16 protein-coding genes and 3 tRNA genes are annotated in these 17,243 nt (G+C 68.3%); 4 read left to right on the forward strand and 15 right to left on the reverse strand.

Annotated features, from left to right (window positions below; genetic code table 11):
- Nucleotide 1: 1 nt before the first annotated feature.
- The 10 genes from R5O87_RS10965 to R5O87_RS11010 form a co-directional block, all read right to left on the reverse strand.
- On the reverse strand, nucleotides 2-613 hold the full coding sequence (locus tag R5O87_RS10965; RefSeq protein WP_410556426.1) for a hypothetical protein: 612 nt from the start codon (nucleotides 611-613) through the stop codon (nucleotides 2-4).
- A complete protein-coding gene (locus tag R5O87_RS10970; RefSeq protein WP_410556425.1) occupies nucleotides 610-1,260 on the reverse strand; it encodes a hypothetical protein in 651 nt (216 codons plus the stop codon). Before R5O87_RS10970 ends, R5O87_RS10965 begins: the two co-directional genes overlap by 4 nt.
- Nucleotides 1,257-1,658: a hypothetical protein gene (locus R5O87_RS10975; RefSeq protein WP_410556460.1), complete on the reverse strand. Its 402-nt coding sequence runs from the start codon at nucleotides 1,656-1,658 to the stop codon at nucleotides 1,257-1,259. The genes R5O87_RS10970 and R5O87_RS10975 overlap by 4 nt, the downstream gene beginning before the upstream one ends.
- Before the next feature lie 32 nt (nucleotides 1,659-1,690).
- The gene (locus tag R5O87_RS10980) at nucleotides 1,691-1,882 is read right to left on the reverse strand and encodes a DUF2273 domain-containing protein (protein WP_003799126.1); all 192 of its coding nucleotides are present in this window, start codon (nucleotides 1,880-1,882) and stop codon (nucleotides 1,691-1,693) included.
- Nucleotides 1,879-2,334, reverse strand: a complete 456-nt coding sequence (locus R5O87_RS10985; protein WP_410556424.1) for an Asp23/Gls24 family envelope stress response protein — start codon at nucleotides 2,332-2,334, stop codon at nucleotides 1,879-1,881. The genes R5O87_RS10980 and R5O87_RS10985 overlap by 4 nt, the downstream gene beginning before the upstream one ends.
- A gap of 110 nt (nucleotides 2,335-2,444) precedes the next feature.
- Nucleotides 2,445-2,912: a hypothetical protein gene (locus R5O87_RS10990; RefSeq protein ID WP_410556422.1), complete on the reverse strand. Its 468-nt coding sequence runs from the start codon at nucleotides 2,910-2,912 to the stop codon at nucleotides 2,445-2,447.
- A gap of 245 nt (nucleotides 2,913-3,157) precedes the next feature.
- Entirely contained in the window at nucleotides 3,158-4,753 is a 1,596-nt protein-coding gene (locus tag R5O87_RS10995; RefSeq protein WP_410556421.1) for a glycoside hydrolase family 68 protein, read from the reverse strand.
- 561 nt (nucleotides 4,754-5,314) lie between these two features.
- Nucleotides 5,315-5,390: transfer RNA gene (locus R5O87_RS11000), tRNA-Phe, on the reverse strand.
- A gap of 48 nt (nucleotides 5,391-5,438) precedes the next feature.
- Nucleotides 5,439-5,512, reverse strand: a tRNA-Asp gene (locus R5O87_RS11005).
- Nucleotides 5,513-5,604: 92 nt separating this feature from the next.
- Nucleotides 5,605-5,677, reverse strand: a tRNA-Glu gene (locus R5O87_RS11010).
- A 241-nt stretch (nucleotides 5,678-5,918) separates the two neighbouring features.
- Between R5O87_RS11010 and R5O87_RS11015 the strand changes: the two genes are divergently transcribed.
- The 3 genes from R5O87_RS11015 (at nucleotide 5,919) to R5O87_RS11025 (ending at nucleotide 9,120) form a co-directional block, all read left to right on the forward strand.
- Nucleotides 5,919-6,857, forward strand: coding sequence for a DMT family transporter (locus tag R5O87_RS11015; protein WP_410556419.1), 939 nt, complete (start codon nucleotides 5,919-5,921; stop codon nucleotides 6,855-6,857).
- Between the two features lie 10 nt (nucleotides 6,858-6,867).
- A complete protein-coding gene (locus R5O87_RS11020) occupies nucleotides 6,868-7,296 on the forward strand; it encodes a metallopeptidase family protein (RefSeq protein WP_410556418.1) in 429 nt (142 codons plus the stop codon).
- A 279-nt stretch (nucleotides 7,297-7,575) separates the two neighbouring features.
- Nucleotides 7,576-9,120: a C40 family peptidase gene (locus tag R5O87_RS11025; RefSeq protein ID WP_410556417.1), complete on the forward strand. Its 1,545-nt coding sequence runs from the start codon at nucleotides 7,576-7,578 to the stop codon at nucleotides 9,118-9,120.
- A 42-nt stretch (nucleotides 9,121-9,162) separates the two neighbouring features.
- On the opposite strand, the gene R5O87_RS11030 is transcribed toward R5O87_RS11025, so the two are convergent.
- The 3 genes from R5O87_RS11030 to R5O87_RS11040 form a co-directional block, all read right to left on the reverse strand.
- A complete protein-coding gene (locus R5O87_RS11030) occupies nucleotides 9,163-10,068 on the reverse strand; it encodes an ABC transporter permease (RefSeq protein WP_410556416.1) in 906 nt (301 codons plus the stop codon).
- Nucleotides 10,055-11,065, reverse strand: coding sequence for an ABC transporter ATP-binding protein (locus R5O87_RS11035; protein ID WP_410556414.1), 1,011 nt, complete (start codon nucleotides 11,063-11,065; stop codon nucleotides 10,055-10,057). The genes R5O87_RS11030 and R5O87_RS11035 overlap by 14 nt, the downstream gene beginning before the upstream one ends.
- Before the next feature lie 131 nt (nucleotides 11,066-11,196).
- A complete protein-coding gene (locus R5O87_RS11040; protein WP_410556412.1) occupies nucleotides 11,197-12,336 on the reverse strand; it encodes a LolA family protein in 1,140 nt (379 codons plus the stop codon).
- Between the two features lie 152 nt (nucleotides 12,337-12,488).
- On the opposite strand from R5O87_RS11040, the gene R5O87_RS11045 reads away from it, so the two are divergent.
- Nucleotides 12,489-13,148: a DedA family protein gene (locus tag R5O87_RS11045; RefSeq protein WP_410556410.1), complete on the forward strand. Its 660-nt coding sequence runs from the start codon at nucleotides 12,489-12,491 to the stop codon at nucleotides 13,146-13,148.
- A gap of 10 nt (nucleotides 13,149-13,158) precedes the next feature.
- On the opposite strand, the gene R5O87_RS11050 is transcribed toward R5O87_RS11045, so the two are convergent.
- Nucleotides 13,159-15,909: a PEP/pyruvate-binding domain-containing protein gene (locus tag R5O87_RS11050; protein WP_410556408.1), complete on the reverse strand. Its 2,751-nt coding sequence runs from the start codon at nucleotides 15,907-15,909 to the stop codon at nucleotides 13,159-13,161.
- A 3-nt stretch (nucleotides 15,910-15,912) separates the two neighbouring features.
- Nucleotides 15,913-16,950, reverse strand: a complete 1,038-nt coding sequence (locus tag R5O87_RS11055) for a universal stress protein (RefSeq protein WP_410556407.1) — start codon at nucleotides 16,948-16,950, stop codon at nucleotides 15,913-15,915.
- Between the last annotated feature and the right edge of the window lie 293 nt (nucleotides 16,951-17,243).

Consider the following 17,243-nt stretch of genomic DNA (forward strand, 5'->3'; position numbering starts at 1 on the left):
GCTAGCGGACCCGCTCGGCGCGGCTGAAGCGGGTCCGCGCCCCGGCCGCGATGTGCACCAGGACCGGCGTGCGCTGGCCTACCACGGCGCTGAGGGCGTCAACCAGGTCCGCCGCCTCGGCAGCGACGGCCTGCGGAGAAACACCGGGCCGTGGATGCAGGCGCAGCTTCAGCGCGGGCTGGCCCTTCACGTCGTAGATCGAGACCGTGGCTCCGGCGAGGTCGGGACGGTCGGCCAGGGCGTTCTTAAGTGCCTGTTCGGCCACTCCGCCGCCGATCCGGATGTCGCCGGGAACCCCGCCCGGGTCCTCTGCTGCCAGCAGGAGGTCGGTGCGGCCCTTGCCCTGCTGGGCGATCCACGCGACCATGAGGCCGATCAGCAGCACCACCGCGAGGGCCAGGACGATCCACAGCCAGCTCCCCTGCCGGCCGGGGAACTGTGTGCCCTCGAAGACCGCCGTGGCGTTGTCCGACACGCTTTTGGACCAGGAGTGCCACCACACCGCGACGGCGGGGACCGCCGCCAGGAGTACCAGCAGCACGCCGATCACCAGCAGTTTGAGGCCAAGAATGCCGAGCAGGATCCGGTTCAGAAGCCTGGGTGTGCCGTTCACGCGCCCACCACCCCGGAGGTCGACAGATTAACGGTCACCTGCGGCATGGGCGACGGTCCCATCGCCTGCAGTTCGTCCTCCACCGCCTGCAGGATGGCGTTCTCACTGACGGGCACACCGGAGGTGGGGCGGACGTTGACCACTACCTGCCGCTGGGAAACCACCACCATGACCTGTTCCTGCGTGACATTGGCCGCCAGGCGGGCGCTCCGGGCAAGCGCCGCGGCGATGACCTCGTCATCAACCACCACAGCAATCCGCCGGTCGGCGAGCAGATGCCTGGCCCGGCGCCCGGGCAGGACCGCGTTCAGGAAAAAGAAGAGGCCTGCAGCGGCGGTCACGGCTCCGGCAGCACCCAGCAGCAGCGGCGGCACGCCCGACGGGAGTGCCACGATCCGCTCGGCTGCCGTCTGCGGGTCGATGAGCCAGGGCGGCTGGCCAATGGCGCGTACCGCGGATTCAAGGAGCGCGTAAAGGCAGAGCACGATGACCAGAGCCCCGGCGATGACCGACGCGACGGCCCGCGAAGCATGGGTCTCGCGGTGCAGGACGCGGCGCATGTCGATGGCGGCGGCGTGCGCCGCCCCGGAGCCGCCCTGCGCCGGGTCCCCGCCGGCTTCATGCTGCTGTTCGACGACGGAACTCACCGAACCCTGCCCCCTTCCGTGACGTTGGCCCCGCTGATGCGGATGTCCACCCTGCTCAGGCTCGCACCGCTGAGTTCGGTGACCTTGGTGAGAATGGCGGTCCGGGCGTGCACGGTCCTGTCCCAGATGGAGCCGCCCACAGACTGGACGCGCCCCGGATCCCGGAGCACGGCCGTCAGGCTGGGGACCCTGATGGGTGCGACGAGCGACAAAGCCAGCAGGCCGCCGTCGTCCGTCCAGTCGGCGCGCACGTCATGGGCATGGATGCCCAGGGCCTCTGCGGCGGCGGCCCTGGCCAGGCTCGTAAGCGCCTGGGTGCTGATCCTGTTGTGGCCGCTGTACTGCCGGCTGGGCGTAGCTGCCTCGGCTGCCTTGCTCCGGTCGGCTGCCCCGCCCATGTCGGCTGCCCCGTTCATGTGGGCTGCCCCGCTCATGAGGAGGAGCGCCGGCCGCTGATGGCATCGATGACGCTGCGCAGGTCCAGTTTCCCTTCCGCGGCGCGGCCCAGGAGCGCGCCGATTCCCATGAACAGCAGGGAGATCAGGAAGCCCCACAGGCCGAACTGTAGTGACATGAACGCCACGAAGGCGCCGACGGCGATTCCGACAACAGTGGGGCTCACAGGACCGCCTCCCTCTCGGCGACGGCGGGCGCACCCGTCGGCTTCACCGGCGGCGCAATGTAAACGTCGTTGATCTCGACGTTCACCTCGATGACCTGCAGGCCCACCAGCTTCTCAACGGCTGCATAAACGGCTGCCCGCACCTGGTTGGCCAGCGCATGCAGCGGAGCGCCGTAGACCGCTACCAGGGTGATATCGACTGCCACCTGGGTTTCGCCGACCTCGGCGTGCACGCCTGCGGCATGGTCGGAGCTGCCCACCGCATCCCTGATGGCCCCGAGCGCCCGGGAGGAGCCGGTCCCCAGCGAGTACACGCCGGGCACGGCCCGGGCAGCGATGCCGGCAACCTTGGCCACGGCGGTCTCGGAGATTACGGTCCGTCCCCCGGCTGCGGCCGGCGTCAGGGCAGGGTCCGCTCGAACGGCGGCGGTTTGTGGATTCGGGTATTCCATCAGCACTCCCCTTCTGTTGAACACAACCCTATCCCCTAGGCCCGACAACGTCAGGGGCCGGGACCGTCTCCGGGCCCGCGGCGCCCGGCTGAGCCCGGGCGCCCGGCAGCCTAGTGGCAGTTCGCGGACAGCCAGCTGGTCACGGGGGCCATGGCGGCCTCGAACTTGCCGTTGGAGTACACGCTCTGGTCGGTGAGTCCCGCCAGGGCCACGTCCTTCAGCCGCGCGAAGTCCGCTTTCAGGGCCTCCGGCGCCCGCTGGGCCGTCTCGGCCAGTTCCGCCTTCTTCTGCTCCAGTTCCGCCGTCTTGCCCTGGGCAGCAGAAAGGGGCAGCAGGGACGCACCGGTGGCCTGCGTGGAAATGGCGTCGCAGGCCTCGGCCGCGGAGGCGTAGCCGCCGTACGGACCGGAGGCGACACTCGCGGATGCGGTCGGAGCGGCGCTGCTGGCCGCCGTCGTGGACGTTGCAGAGGCCGACGGCGCACTGCCGGCGGCGGGCGCGGAGCAGCCGGTAAGCGCCGCTAGGGCAAGAAGGGCGGTGGCGTACAGCGGGCGGGCAAGATGTTTCACGGTTTCCATTCCTGGAGTGGTTTTGCCGCCTGCGGCGGCCTGGCTGGGCAGCCGAAGAACGCCTGCCCCGTCCCCCGGCGTGCGAGTCTAGCCCGGCCGGCATGCCTCTTTCCAAGTTGACAGGCCGGGTGCACTTTTGCAGTCGCGCGCGTAATTAGCCCTGTATATACAGAGTTGCCGACACGGCAGAAGGCGCCCGGACCCAGATTCACGTCAGGGTCCGGGCGCCTCCCGGTTACTGCTTCAGTGACGGCTTACTTGTAGAGGCCGTTGCCGCCAACGTGGACGTTGGTGGGCAGGTAACCGAACGGGCCGAGGCCGTTCTTGCCGAAGGTGCGGTCGACCTTCGATACGCCGTCCCGGAAGTTGATCTTCACGGTGGGCGACAGGGAGCCGCCGCGGACGCCGTTCACGTTGTCGATGAACGACTGAACGAGGCCGCCCGGCTGCACGTAGTGCGAGTAGGCCTGGAACTGACGGCCGTTCTGGTTCGGCGTCGGGGCTTCCGGGGACTCGGACGGCAGGTTCAGGTCCGTCGGCGAGCCCAGGGCCAGGCCGCTGTTGTTCATCGGCCGGTAGTCGGAGCGGACGCCGTCGCCCACGAAGCCGTAGACGCCGTCGGGGCCGCGCATGCCTGCAGCGTAGGTGAACTGGTGGCTGATGGTGAACAGGTAGTACTTGTTCTTGCCGTTTTCGTTCTGGATGAAGATCTGCGGACGCTCGGTCTGGTCGTTGACGCAGTTGGCGGACAGGATCGGCGGCAGGAAGTGCCACTTGGTGAGGTCCTTGTTGTCAGCCACGGCCAGGCCGACGTTGGCGGTCTGGTAGTAGGCACCCTTGCTGTTGACCTCGTCGAGGTTCTCGGCGTTGGGGTCACCCTTGGCGTAGCCCAGGTCCTCGTTCTTGCAGCGGTAGTCGCCGCGCTTGCCGCCGGTGTTGCCTTCGAACACCATGTAGGTCTTGCCGGGGTGTGCCGGGTCGGCGAAGGTGTACGGGTCGCGGAACGCAAAGCCCGGGTTCTGTGCCTTGTTCTGGTACAGCTTTCCGTCCGGCTCGAGCAGCTTGGTGTGCTGGAAGCCGTCGAAGGTCACGCCGTTCTTGTCGGCGTGGATGTTGCCGAGCGCCTTGGCGATGACGGCGTCCGGCGCGATGCCGCCGCCGCCGGCGTTGCGCTCCTTGACGTCGTAGAACGTGGTGGCCGTGTAGAACACGTTCACGTGGTTGCCCTGCATCAGGCGGGTGGAGCCGGACCATTCGGTGTTGCCGATGGAAGTGTTGTCCAGGAACAGGTGTCCGCCGTAGTTCCACTTGTCCTTGGCCGGATCGGCGTTGGTCTTGCGGAAGAAGTAGCCGATGCGGGCGTTCCAGTGGCGCTGGTCGAAGCCGTAGCCCGCGTGCCGGTCAGCGACGAGCGAGAAGATCACGTCGTAACCCTTGTAGCTGATCTGGTTCGCGTTCTCGTCGGTCAGCGACCAGGTGTCCCAGACCCACACGTCGTCGTTCATGGCGGGGAAGTCCTCGGGGATTTCCGGCATGGTGACGTCCGGGCTCATGGAGTTCTGGCCGGGCTGAACCTTAGAGTCGCTCTGCGCCATGATCTGCTTGGCATCCGCACGGGTCCACTTTGAGGTGAAGTCCGACGCCGGGTCATGTGCCGTCTGGGTGTGGGGCGTCGGCAGGGGGAAGCCCGGAGTCGGCGCCGGCATCTGGGTGCTCGACGGCGGATCCGACGGCTCGTTGGCCTGCGCCGAGGGCACGGCGAGGAAGGCCGTGGCGGCGACAGTGGCCACCAGAGCTGCGGCGGCAGGGCGCCACCGCAGCATCCGGGGGGTGTTGGGGTGCTTGTGCATTTTTTGCTCTTCTCGCGGAGTTACTTTCGTGGAAGACGGGCGGCTGCCCTTGTCCCCCGGACTCCGGAGACCCCGCTGACACGGCATGCGTCATCGAGGACGCCGTTGTGTCGAGGGAGAAAAGGGGGTTTGGGTAGGACCCCCGTTGGGTGATCGGAAATGTCATACATTTCGCGGCCCACACCCAACGGTAGACAACGTTGTCAGCCGAGTTCAACACGGTTTTCGGGGGCTGTCTGCCGGCGGCGCCCCTGTGGTGCAAGCGCTTACATCTCCTTTGCGCGCGCGTGCCCCACTTCAGGAGCGGAATCAAATGTGGCTTCACAAGCGCGTCATCAATGGCATTGCTCACACCCCGGACTGCCGGCGCGGCCGGCCAAAACGGGGCACTCTGATCCGCGACACGCCGCTGCAGCCGGAAATCACGACGCCGATGCCTCCAAAGTGCCCCATGGCGGCTTGCGAGGGAAAGAGAAAGGCTGGTGAACCGGGTCGGAGAACCCGCAAACCCCGGGAAATGAAAAAACCCCGCTGTTCCCAAGGGAACAGCGGGGTTTTAGCTGGTGGCTCCGACCGGCGTCGATCCGGTGACCTTTCGATTTTCAGTCGAACGCTCTACCAACTGAGCTACAGAGCCTAGGTGACGTGTCACCATGACGGCCGGAATTTCTTCCGGCAATCAAAGCGACCCTGACGGGACTTGAACCCGCGACCTCCGCCGTGACAGGGCGGCGCGCTAACCAACTGCGCTACAGGGCCTTGCTATCTTGCTTTCCGCAGTATCGCTACCGCGTTTTTTCAAGGACTCCAGCCTACCAGACTTTTTTGCCTGCTTTGACCACTTCCTTGCGTACCCCCAACGGGATTCGAACCCGTGCCGCCGCCGTGAAAGGGCGGTGTCCTAGGCCGCTAGACGATGGGGGCCTGGACTCAATCTGGCTGAACAAGGGCAAAAATAAAGGGCCGAAGCCTTTCGTTCTTGTCCTTTCGTGTTCCTCCGAACTGGACCTGTAAAACTATAGAGCCTCTCCCCCGAATATCCAAAATCGGCCCTGAGGACCCCCCAACGGCAAGGAAACCAGGGCGCGCCACAATGGCAGTTTCTTGGCTAGACATGGCCGATTTCCGCCAGCCACGGCGCGGGCAACGGGGCTAGATTGGCACCATGGCATCCACCGCCGGCACCAGCCCCCTGCACCCACAGTCCTCTGAAGATCCCGCTACGAAGAAGCCCGCCCCTTCCGTGAGCGCACTTGGCGTCACCGCCGTGGTGGTGACAGTCGCGCTCTGGGCCTCCGCCTTCGTGGGCATCCGCGCCGTCGGCCCGAGCTTCTCGCCCGGAGCCCTGACGCTGGGGCGGCTGGCGATTGCCGCCGTCGTGCTTGGCGCGGTGGTGCTGCCCAGGCTGCGGGCGCTGCCGCGGGGACGGGAGTGGTGGCCGATCCTCGCCTACGGCGTCATGTGGTTCGGCGGGTACAACGTGGCGCTCAACGCCGCGGAGCATTCGCTCGACGCCGGAACCAGCGCACTGCTCATCAATGTGAATCCCATCCTGGTGGCCGTGATGGCAGGCATCATCCTCAAGGAGGGCTTTCCGCGCTGGCTGATTATCGGCAGCCTGGTGGCGTTCGGCGGGGTCGCGGTCATCGCGCTGGGGTCGGGGACACGTTCGACGGCGGACGTGGCAGGCGTGCTGCTTTGCCTCCTCGCCGCTGCACTCGCGGCGGTCAGCGTCATCATCCAGAAGCCCGTGCTGCGGAAGTTTCCGGCCGGGCAGGCCACCTGGTTCGGCATCATGGTGGGTCTGGTCTGCTGCCTGCCCTTCGCCGGCCAGCTGGGGCAGGAACTGCAGGCGGCGCCGCTGCCCGCCACCCTGGGCCTGGTCTATCTGGGCATCTTCCCCACCGCCATCGCCTTTACCACCTGGGCCTACGCCCTTTCCCTGATCGAGGCCGGCAAGCTGGCTGCCACCACGTACCTGGTGCCGGGCACGACGGTGCTGATCTCGTGGCTGGTGCTCAGCGAAATCCCGACAGTCTGGGGGCTCGTCGGCGGCGCCATCTGCCTGCTCGGCGTGGGGCTGACCCGGCGGAGATCCCGCTAAAGTTTTGGATATGCCCGGAAACCTGCCGCCCGGCCTCCCGATCGTGCCGGACGGGGCCGGCGACCCCTCCGGCTTCGAGATGTCCGAGGCCGACTTCGAAGCCGCTGTCAGCGACGCCCTGGACCAGCTTCCGGCAGAAGTGGCACGGGCCATGGACAACGTGGCCGTGTTCATCGACGACGACTACGTCCCGCAGCCCGGCGAGGACCCGGACACGGTGCTGCTGGGACTGTACGAGGGGGTTCCGCTGACCGAGCGCGATTCCTGGTGGGACGCCGGATCGCTTCCGGACCGCATCACCATCTACCGCAAACCCATCCTGGATATATGCTCCTCCCGCGAGGATGTGGTGGAGGAAGTCGCGGTAACAGTCATCCACGAGATTGCCCATCACTTCGGAATCGACGACCAGCGGCTTCACGAACTGGGGTGGGACTAGCACGAATCGCCGGAGCCCGCCTGAATCGCGCCACTTCCCCGCCGTCGTTCCTGAGCCCGCTTCCCGCCTGTCCAGGGTGCGTCCACGGCGGAGCACCGTTCCGCGACACGCTCGCCAATCTCCACGGAAATGACACTGGTGTTGTTTATGTTATTGATGTGACCAGTGTTGCCAAAGTGGCAAGCTGGCACCTAACCTCAGAGGGCTGGGCATCTTCAGAGGGGCACTTCCGTGCTGCCTCCCGACTCGTTCGCCCCGCCCTGACTTGCGAGGTTATGAATGAGTTTGACCGGCCCCGGCCGCACAGCGGCTGTCCTGTGCACCGCCGTCGTCCTCTTTGGAACCCTTGCAGCGCCTGCGCGGGGTGACCGGGCATTCGCGCTTACGCCGACAGCAGCAGTTGCCGGAGTGACAGCCCTGACAGTTCCGGCGGCGCCGGAAATCCCCTCCGCCGAAGACATCGCCGCGGCCAAGTCCAGTGAAAGTAAGACGGCGGCAAAGGTGGCCGACATCGAGGGCATCCTGGCCGACGCTGCGGCAGCCCAGGAGGTCACGTTCGCACGGACGCTCGAAGCCAACAACGCCTACAGCAACGCCCTGGTGGAGCTGGACACGAGGTCGGACGCGGCCGCGGTGGCCACGGCCAGGGCTGCTGCCGCGAACAAGGAACAATCCAAGAGCCGCAAGGCCGTGGGCGAACTGGCCGGGGACCTGTACCGGAACGGCGGCCTCAATCCGGAACTGAGTGGCCTGGTCACGGGCACGGGCGACGTCCTCGCCAAGGCCGCAACGCTGCAGGCCCTCACTGCCGGCCGGAGCAGGGCCTTCGCCGCCGCGGAAACCACCGCCGCCGCTGCCGAATCACTCACCGCTGCTGCCGCTGACGCCCGCCGCGCGGCAGACGACGCGGCGAAGACCGCTGAGACGCTCAAGGCAGCGGCAGACCAGGCCAACGCGGCACAGCTGAAGGCGGTGGCGGACGCCAAAGCCCAGCGGACTGTCCTCGTGGGGCAGCTTGCCTCGCTGCGCCACACAACTGCAGCCCTCGAGTCTGCCCGGGTGGACGGCCTGGAGCGCCAGCGCCAGCAGGCACGGCTCGCCGCCATTACGGCTGCTGCTGAACGTGCCGCCGCAGACCAGGCGGCCGCGGACAAGGCGGCTGCCGAGGGTTCCGACGGCGGGAATGCGGCGCCGGCGCAACAGTCGGCCTCCGCGCCCTCCCGGACGCCTGCCCAGACTCCCGGCGCATCAGCCGCTCCGGCACCTGCCGCCCCGGCGGTTCCCTCGGCACCTTCGCCGGCGGCGCCGCCTGCTCCGGCTCCTGTCCGCCCGGCTCCCGCGCCGGCACGGCCGGCGCCCGTCAGGCCAGCACCTGCGCCGGTTCAGCCGGCACCTGCCCCGGTTCAGCCGGCGCCCCGGCCTGCACCCGTTGAGCCTGCGCCGTCGCCGGGCGGTTCGAACCAGGCGGCCATTTCGGTGGCGATGGGCAAGGTGGGTTCCCCGTACTTCTACCAATACGGCGGGACCGGCGCCTACGGCTTCGACTGCTCGGGCCTGGTCCAGAACGCCTTCGCGGCCATCGGAAAGCAGCTTCCGCGCACGGCTGCGGAGCAGTTCGCCCAGGCACCTGTCCATGTCCCGCTGTCCCAGGCGCAGCCCGGGGACCTCCTGGTCTGGGGTTCGGCCCCGGGCTTCTACCATGTGGCGATCTACCTGGGCGGCGGCCGGGTGGTCCAGGCCCTGAACCCGTCCGCGGGCATCACCGTGACGGACCTCAGCATGATGGCCGGCATGCAGCTCTACCCGGTTGCTGCGCGCTACTGACCGGAGACCCTATAGCTGGGACTCTGCCGGCGGGAGCAATCGCTAGGACAGCACGTCCTTGCTGACGAACCGGCCATACGCGAGCGCGCCGAACGCCGCGATGTAGCCCAACTGCAGCAGCGCGTTGTCACCGAACGAGTCCCAGCCGATGGGCTGCCGAAGCAGGTCTGCGAAGCCGAACCAGTAGTGCGTGAACAGCCACGGGTGCAGCCACTCCAGCTGCGGCAGCTGGTCGAGCACCTGCGACACGACGGACAGGACGATGGTGGCGGCCATGGCGCCCACCGGCACGTCGGTCAGCGTGGAGAGGAACAACCCGATGGCCGACAAACCCAACAGGGACACGGCCTGGTAGGCGGCGATCAGCAGCATCCTGACCAGCGCCTCGTCCGGTTCCACCAGGTCACCCGAGAGCAGGGCCACCGGCCCCACCGGGAACAGCGCCCAACCGATGCCGGCCCCTGCGAGCGCCACGGCCAGCGGGGCGGAAATGCAGAACACCGCGGCCCCGGCATACTTGACCAGCAGCAGCCGCACCCTTCCGGCAGGGGCCACCAGCAGGTACCGCAGCGTGCCCAGTCCGGCTTCCCCGGCAATGGTGTCCCCCGCGACCACGCCGATGGTCAGCGGCAGGAACAGCGGAACCGATACCAGCATCGCCGTGACAGCCACGAACAGCCCGTTCTGGCTGATCCGGTCCAGGAAGGCCGGTCCCCGTCCCGGGGGAACGGCTGAGGAAACGCGGACGACGACGGCGATCACCACCGGGATGGCGGCCAGTGCCAGGAGCATCGCCTGGGTTCTGCGGCGGCGGAACAGCTGCTTCAGCTCCGAGGCAAGCAGGGAACCGCTGGACGCCCGGCGCCGGGTCCCCGGCGCCAGGCTGGTGTGCACCGTCAGTCGCTGAACTGCCGGCTCCTGCACTGGCGGCCGGTCACTGTGCGACATCGAAGCCCTCCCCCGTCAAAGCCACGAACCGGTCCTCCAGGCTGCCACGCTCCACCGTGAACCCGCGGACACGCACCCCGTCGGCCACGAGGGCGGCGACGATCGCTTCCGGTGCCACGCCTCCGTTTGCGGATGGTTCACCTGCCGCTGCCTGGTGATGCCCAGGACCGGAGAGCCCTGCTGCGCGGTCAAGTCCTGCTGCGCGGTTAAACCCTGCTGGACGGTCAAGTCCTGCCCCAACGGGCAGACTCGACGTGATCACTGCGTCCGCGCCGTCGGGATGTCCCACAACCGGGGACAAGCCAAACCGCGCCAAAACACCCGAGGCCGTACCGGCGTCGGGCGTCACAAGTCGGAGCTGCGCGGTGCCGGCCTGGCGGAGTTCGGCCAGCGGCCCCTGCGCCACCAGCCGGCCGGCGCTCATGATGGCTGCATGCGTGCAGATTTGCTCCACTTCGGCGAGCAGGTGGCTGGAGACGAAGACAGTGGCACCGTCGGCGGCGAGGGACCGCACCAGGTTGCGGACCTCGCGGGTGCCCTGCGGATCCAGCCCGTTGGTCGGTTCGTCCAGGACCAGCAATTCGCGCCGTGCCAGCAGGGCGTTGGCGATTCCGAGCCGCTGCTTCATGCCGAGCGAGTAGGCCCGCACCTTTTTCCGGGCAGCGTGGGAGAGCCCGACGCGTTCCAGCGCTTCGGCCACCCGCGCACGGCGGGTGGCCGGCGCGGCGTGGCGGTCCGCTGCATCCAAGCGGTGCAGATTTGCCGCGCCCGACAGGAACGGATAGAAAGCCGGCCCCTCCACCAGCGCACCCACCCGCGGCAGGACCTCGTCCAGCTGCCGCGGCATATCCAGCCCCAGGACCCTGACCTCCCCCGCGGTGGCTGCAGCGAGGCCCAGCATCATGCGGATGGTGGTGGTCTTTCCGGATCCGTTGGGACCGAGGAAACCGAACACCGAACCCCGGGGCACTATGAGGTCGATGCTGTTCACCGCCATCTGGTGGCCGAACCGCTTGCTCAGCCCTTTGGTCTCTATTGCCGGTGTTGCCCCGAATACGGGGGCGACAGGCTCCGGTACGCGGGTCCCACGCGCGCCGGTTGCGGAGCCCGGGCCGCGGCCAGCGGCTGTCACTTCGCGGCTGCGGCGGCCTGAAGCCGCTCCAGGGGCACGGACCCGACGAATGTCCGGCCGTCATCCGTGAGCAGGACATTGACCAGTGATGTGGAGATGGCACGGCCGCCTTGGACCGTCACTGTGGCCTGGCGAAGCAGGGGGTCGTTGAGCAGCTTGTCCACGGATTGCCTCCCGGATTCAGGCGACGCCGAGGGGGCGGAAGCGGAGGGAGCCGGGATGCCGACGATCCGTTCCCAGCCGGTTCCGGTGACCGTCGGGGCGTGTCCGCGAAGGTCTTTATGGTCCCAATTCTTGTCAGCCCGGTTCTTGTCAGCCATATCCTTCTTATGGCCGGTTGCCGGCACTGCAAGTTCCTTCACCGAGGCACCCGGCGGCGGTGAGAAGTTGAACAGGCTCGCGTCGGGAGCGCCAAGCGTCAGGTTGGAGAACGCGGTCCGGAAGGCAGGTTCCTGTTGCCCGCGCGCCCGGACCTCCACGCTCAGCGGCATGCCGTTCTCGCCATCGACGGCCACAGCCACCGAACCCACCAGGGTCACGTCCGAGCGCGGTGTGAGCACAAGGTTGTACGCGGCCCTGCCTGCCACCTCGGTGTCTGCAGCCACCGCCACTTCGGTGCTGCTGTCCAGCTTGTCGAGCATCTTCGCGGCCAGCTCCTCCGGCGTGGCCACTCCTGCCGGCATGTCATGGCTGCGGGATTCCTTCGAAGGCATCGCCGGAAGCGTGAGGTGCGTGGCCGTGTTGTCCTTGGAGTTGTACAGCCACACCTCGTTGCCCTGCCGGACGGCGTCGCGCTCGGCCATCCGGTCCATCACCTGGATGCGGGCCTTGGTTGCCCCGTCGACATAGACCCGGGCGCTGTGCGGCCCGGTCAGCAGTTCGGCGAGCGACCCGGTTCCTGCGCCTGAGGTGGGGCCCACCTGGGGAACATCGGGCAGGCCGAGTTCGGAGGACTGTTCAAGCGTGCCGGAAAAGGACTTGGCCTGGTGTTGTCCGATCATGGCCAGCACCTGGGCCGGCGTCTTCTCCGGCAGCGGATCCCGGGCGCTCGCGGGCAAGGACCCCGCCAGGACTCCGGCAGCTATAACAGCAGGTACGGCCACGGCAGGTGTCCACCGCAGCCAGGTGGCAGTCATGTCAACTCCGCTCCGACGTCGCAGCTCATACCCTCAGGGTACGCCTCGGCCCCTTATGTGGCAGCCCCGGCGGGGCTGCCCGCTTTCCCTGTCGCCCCTGGTGGGCCAGACTGGGTGGGACGCCGTTTTCCAGCTTGCAGGAGCCCTCGCCAATGCGCATTCCCGGTGCCACATCCAGTCCGGCCGACGAACTGACAGGCATCGTGGGCTTCGCCGCCCAGGCGATCGATTCGCTCGGGGAATGGGGTGTGGGACTCTTTACCTTCCTCGAGACGGTGTTTCCGCCGATTCCCAGCGAAGTGATCCTTCCGCTCGCCGGGTTCCTGACCAGGCAGGGGTCCCTCAATCTGGTCCTGGTCTTCGTAACCAGCACGCTGGGGGCCTATTTGGGCGCCCTTGCGCTGTATTTCCTGGGCGCGAAGGTGGGGCTGGAGCGTTCGATCCGCTGGCTGTCGAAGCTGCCGCTGGTGGACAGGGAGGACTTCGAGCGGGCGGACGGCTGGTTCCGCCGCCACGGCAGGTCGGCCATTTTCTTCGGCCGGCTGTTGCCCGGAGTGCGGAGCCTCATCTCGTTGCCGGCGGGTGCCGAGCGGATGCATCTGGGCACCTTCAGCATTTTCACGATTGCCGGCAGCGGTATCTGGAACGGTGCGCTGATCGGCTTCGGCGTACTGCTGGGCCGCCAGTACACGATGGTGGAGCAGTACTCGCGCTACCTCAACTACGCCGTCTATGCCGCCCTGGCCATCTTCGTGATCTGGCTCGTGGTCCGGCACATCCGCCGCGGGAAGCCGGCACCGGACCGGCAGTAGCCCCGAACTCTCAGGCGCCGGGCACCACGGTGCCCGCGCCGCCGTCGACGGTCACTTCCTGGCCCGTCCTGAGCAGCGAGGTGGCGTCAGCCACACCCACCACGGCAGGGATGCCGTACTCCCGGGCCACCACGGCGCCGTGGGAGTTGGGGCCGCCCATCTCCATCACCAGGCCGCCCGCCGTGAGGAACAGCGGGGTCCAGCCCGGATCGGTGGACGGTGCCACGAGGATCTCCCCCGGTTCCAGGTGGGCCCCGACGGGGTCGAGGATGACGCGGGCGGGCGCTGTCACCGTGCCCGCCGACGCCGGGCTGCCGGACAGTGCCCCGGCATCCGCGCTTCCGACGGCGGTGAGCAGCGTTTCGGGTTCCGTTCCGTCTGAGAGCAGCATCCGGGGAATGTGGCGCCGCTCCAGTTCCAGGTAATAGGCCCCCTGCCGCTGCGCCACGAGATCCTGCATGTCCGCACCGTCCAGCGCCCGGCTGGCCTCGGCAAAGTCCAGGAAGAAGATGTCCTCAGCCCGGGCGATCCGTTCCTGTTCCGCCAGCACTGTGCCCACTTCTGCGAGTTGCTTCCGGACTTCCGCCAGCGCCAGGACGATCTGGAACTTGGGAAGCTCCCGCAGCCCGGCGAAGAGCCGTGCCCGCCGCAGCGCCGCCCGGGCGGCCATGCCGCGCAGCCGCCCCCGGGCCGTGGCCTCGGCCACCAGTCGCTCGATCTGTGCATCCGCTTCGGTTGCTGCCTTGCTGAACTGGCGGTCGGGAGCCCGCTCAGGATCCTCCAGCCGGAGGTAGTTGGCCAGGACGCCCAGGATGTGGGTGGGGTCATCCCGCCAGCGGGGCATGCCGACGTCGATCTCGGCGACAGCCCGGTGCCCGTACCGTGCGAGGAATTCCGCCAGGCCCGTCTGGGCCGCGGCCGGAAGGTCGCCCGCGGCGAAGCGCTGGGCCAGCACCGTGGGGTGATTCCCGGTGAGGACGGCCACCGCTTCGGCGTCTGACTTGATCTCTGTGGCCACCCGCCACAACTCCAGGTCCATCTCGGTTGTCACGTTGTTCGGCAAACCGCGGAGCACGGGCTGGAGGTCGATGTTTCGTTTCGCGCCGGCGCTGCCCTCGCCGGCCGCGTCGTCGCCGGAGCCGGACCCAAAAAGCTTGCCGGCGCCGAGGAGTTTCCCCGCGAGGCTGAGCATGGCGAAGCCCAGGCCGGCCAGCGGGAGCACGGCCGGAAGGTTGGGAAAGACCCTCGACAGTATCCCCTCGGCGTGGTCAAGCCGCGCCCGGGGGGAAGCACCCCGGGGCAGTTCCAGCGTCGCGTTGAACTCCGTGGTGAAGCGGTTCAGGCGTTTGAGGGCGGCCTCGGGGCGGAGCAGCGCCCGGACCGCTGCTTCCGGCACGCGGGCACGGGCAGCGATGGGGACCACGTGCCTGAGGAGGTCCCAGGGCGTGCGGCGGGTGATGGAGAGGCGCGGGTCGTCGAACACGCTGCGCAGGACTTTTGCGGAGCGTGCTTCCATGACGTCGAAGACATTCGGGATGATCCGGCGGCCAACGGTGCTCCGGGCGGCGGCGGTCAGGTCGATGAAAATCCGCTGCCCGGCTTCCACATAGGGCGGCGGGCCGCTGCGGGGGTCCGGAACGTCAAAGCCGGCGGCGGCAGCGACCGAGGAGCCGACCTGCCGGAGGGCGGCAAGTCCCATGGGAGTCAGCGGCCGGGTGAGGCCCTGGGCGAGGCTGAAGCACAGGTAGACACGCAGTTCGCCCTTCGGGCTGCGGCGTTCCCTGTTTTTCTCGGCCAGAAGGGCCTTCTCCGGCAGCGGGTAAAGCGTGGTGATCGGCCGGGACTGGGTGAGCCAGACTTTCCCCGCGCCGTCGAGCGCCCACTCCGTGTCCTGCGGGGCGCCGTAGTGGGCCTCGGCTTTGCTCCCCAGCGCCGCGAGTTCCCTGATCTGCGCGTCGGTCAGGCACGCCTGGCCGTCCGCGCTTTGCTCGACAAATTCCGTACCTCCCCCGGACAGCGGCCGGACAGCCGTCCGTTTGTCCCCCAGGCGGCGCTGCAGGATAGCTCCGGATCCGGTGTCCACCACGAAGTGATCGGGGTTGACGGCACCCGACACCACGGCTTCGCCGAGCCCGGGGCTCGCGTCGATCACCGCCTCCCGGCGCCTGCCGGTGACCGGATTCGCGGTGAACATCACCCCCGCCGCCTCGGCGTTCACCATGCGTTGGACGACGACGGCGAGTGCCACCGTAGCCGGGTCGATGTTCCGGCTGGCGCGGTACGCTACCGCCCGGTCGGTCCAGAGCGAGGCCCAGCACTTCCGGACGGCATCCAGCAGCGCCACGGCGTCGATGACGTTCAGGTAGGTGTCCTGCTGGCCGGCGAAGCTGGCGAAGGGAAGGTCCTCGGCCGTGGCCGAGGACCTTACCGCGACGGGAACGCCGTCCAACGCCCGGTAAGCGGTGAGTATCTCCCCGGCGATCGCCGTCGGGAGTTCTGCAGACGTGATCAGGCTGCGGGCCCTGGCAGCCAGGCCCGCGAGGGATTCCAGGTCATCGGCCGGGGTGTCCTGGAGGGCGATGTGCACCTCACCGAGCCCCAGCGGCTCCACGGCCTGGACATAAGCCTCTGTGGTCAGGCAGAACCCGTCGGGCACCGGGAGGCCGGCCGCCAGCAGCTCGCCAAGGTTGGCGGCCTTGCCGCCAACCTGCGGGAGCATGGAGGCGCTGAGGTCCCCGAGGCCGAGCACCAGGCCGCTCATGCGCTACGAGGCGCCGAGCATCGGTCCGAAGCTGGCGCGGTCGGCGAGCCGGCGGTCTTCCCGGTCCGGGACCACCATCACGGGGCTCTTGGCATGGTGCAGGACTCCGTCCGACGTCGAGCCCAGGAGCATGCCGGTGAAGCCGCCGCGGCCGCGGGTTCCCACCACGATCAGCTCAACATGCCGGCTGGCCTCCACCAGCACGTCCACGGGCGAACCGTCCAGCAGCCGGGTCTCGATGGCCAGCCGCGGGAAGTGGCTCTGCAGCCAGGCCACACCGGCCTTCAGCTGGACCTGGATATCGGCGAACAGCGCTTCCCGGTCCAGCGGGGCCGGAACCCAGGCCAGGGATCCGCTGTACTGCGGCACGGCGCAGATCACGCGCAGCGGCGCACCCAGCCGTTCGGCCTGCTCCGCGGCTTCCAGGACGGCGACGCGGGCCTGTTCGGATCCGTCCACGCCCACGGCCACTACCTTTTCCACCGGGCCGTGTCCGGCCTTGGCCTGCTCAGCCCGGATGTGCTTGTCCTGCGTGGTCTCGCCCAGGCGGTCGGAGCAGATCAGCGGAACCGTGACCGTGGGGCACTTCGCGTGGGCCGGGAGGGCGCTGCTCACCGAGCCGAGGAGCCTGCCGACGAAACCGCCGCGGCCGCGCGTCCCGAAGACCAGCAGCTCGGCGGTTTCGGACAGGTCGAGCAGCACGCCGGAGGCGTCCCCGTTCTCTACCGAGGCGCTGACGCTGATGTTGTAGCCGGACACCTTGTCCACGGCGTGCTGCAGGATAGCCTCGGCGCCTTCGCGGATCACCGAGTCGTCCACGGTGGCATAGCCGCCGTCGAGTCCGGAGGCCGCAAAGATGGGCACCGAATAGGCGGTGACGATGTGGAGGGGACGACGTCGGCGTTCGGCTTCCCGGGCAGCCCACACGAGGGCGCACTGGCCGTGGTCCGAACCATCGACGCCGACCACGATTCCTTCCGGTCTCGTGTGCCGGGCACCGCCATCCCGTGCCGGGTCGGGATGCAAATCGTGTGCGTCCATGCGGTCCGCCTCCTCGCGATACTGCCTGATGATGCGGCTATTCTGCCAGAAGCGGCCCGTCTAGCCGGCACCGGCAGGCCGTCCGGTTCCCGGTTATGCACAGCCCGCCTTTAGGACCAACTATTCTCGGTCGGCGACTTGTTAGCAAGCGGGCCCCCGGGGCTCTGCCGGTCATCCCGGCAGCGTGTTTTTCGGCCCTTCGGGGCGCTCCGCGGGCAACTTCCTCGGTGCTCTTCCGGCACGGTTCCGGGTGCTCCGGTGACGCTGTGCAAAGCCCCGCAAACCAATGTTTC

The organism is Arthrobacter globiformis (assembly GCF_046536215.2).
GTDB lineage: Bacteria > Actinomycetota > Actinomycetes > Actinomycetales > Micrococcaceae > Arthrobacter > Arthrobacter globiformis_E.

What these genes read in the sequence shown, in the direction of transcription:
- R5O87_RS11040 (WP_410556412.1), bottom strand. Translation starts at nt 12,336, where the DNA reads ATGACTGCCACCTGGCTGCGGTGGACACCTGCCGTGGCCGTACCTGCT.
- R5O87_RS10975 (WP_410556460.1), bottom strand. Translation starts at nt 1,658, where the DNA reads ATGGGCGGGGCAGCCGACCGGAGCAAGGCAGCCGAGGCAGCTACGCCC.
- R5O87_RS11055 (WP_410556407.1), bottom strand. Translation starts at nt 16,950, where the DNA reads ATGGACGCACACGATTTGCATCCCGACCCGGCACGGGATGGCGGTGCC.
- R5O87_RS11045 (WP_410556410.1), top strand. Translation starts at nt 12,489, where the DNA reads ATGCGCATTCCCGGTGCCACATCCAGTCCGGCCGACGAACTGACAGGC.
- R5O87_RS11025 (WP_410556417.1), top strand. Translation starts at nt 7,576, where the DNA reads ATGAGTTTGACCGGCCCCGGCCGCACAGCGGCTGTCCTGTGCACCGCC.
- R5O87_RS11020 (WP_410556418.1), top strand. Translation starts at nt 6,868, where the DNA reads ATGCCCGGAAACCTGCCGCCCGGCCTCCCGATCGTGCCGGACGGGGCC.
- R5O87_RS11035 (WP_410556414.1), bottom strand. Translation starts at nt 11,065, where the DNA reads ATGGCGGTGAACAGCATCGACCTCATAGTGCCCCGGGGTTCGGTGTTC.
- R5O87_RS11050 (WP_410556408.1), bottom strand. Translation starts at nt 15,909, where the DNA reads ATGAGCGGCCTGGTGCTCGGCCTCGGGGACCTCAGCGCCTCCATGCTC.
- R5O87_RS11015 (WP_410556419.1), top strand. Translation starts at nt 5,919, where the DNA reads ATGGCATCCACCGCCGGCACCAGCCCCCTGCACCCACAGTCCTCTGAA.
- R5O87_RS10995 (WP_410556421.1), bottom strand. Translation starts at nt 4,753, where the DNA reads ATGCACAAGCACCCCAACACCCCCCGGATGCTGCGGTGGCGCCCTGCC.
- R5O87_RS11030 (WP_410556416.1), bottom strand. Translation starts at nt 10,068, where the DNA reads ATGTCGCACAGTGACCGGCCGCCAGTGCAGGAGCCGGCAGTTCAGCGA.
- R5O87_RS10990 (WP_410556422.1), bottom strand. Translation starts at nt 2,912, where the DNA reads ATGGAAACCGTGAAACATCTTGCCCGCCCGCTGTACGCCACCGCCCTT.
- R5O87_RS10985 (WP_410556424.1), bottom strand. Translation starts at nt 2,334, where the DNA reads ATGGAATACCCGAATCCACAAACCGCCGCCGTTCGAGCGGACCCTGCC.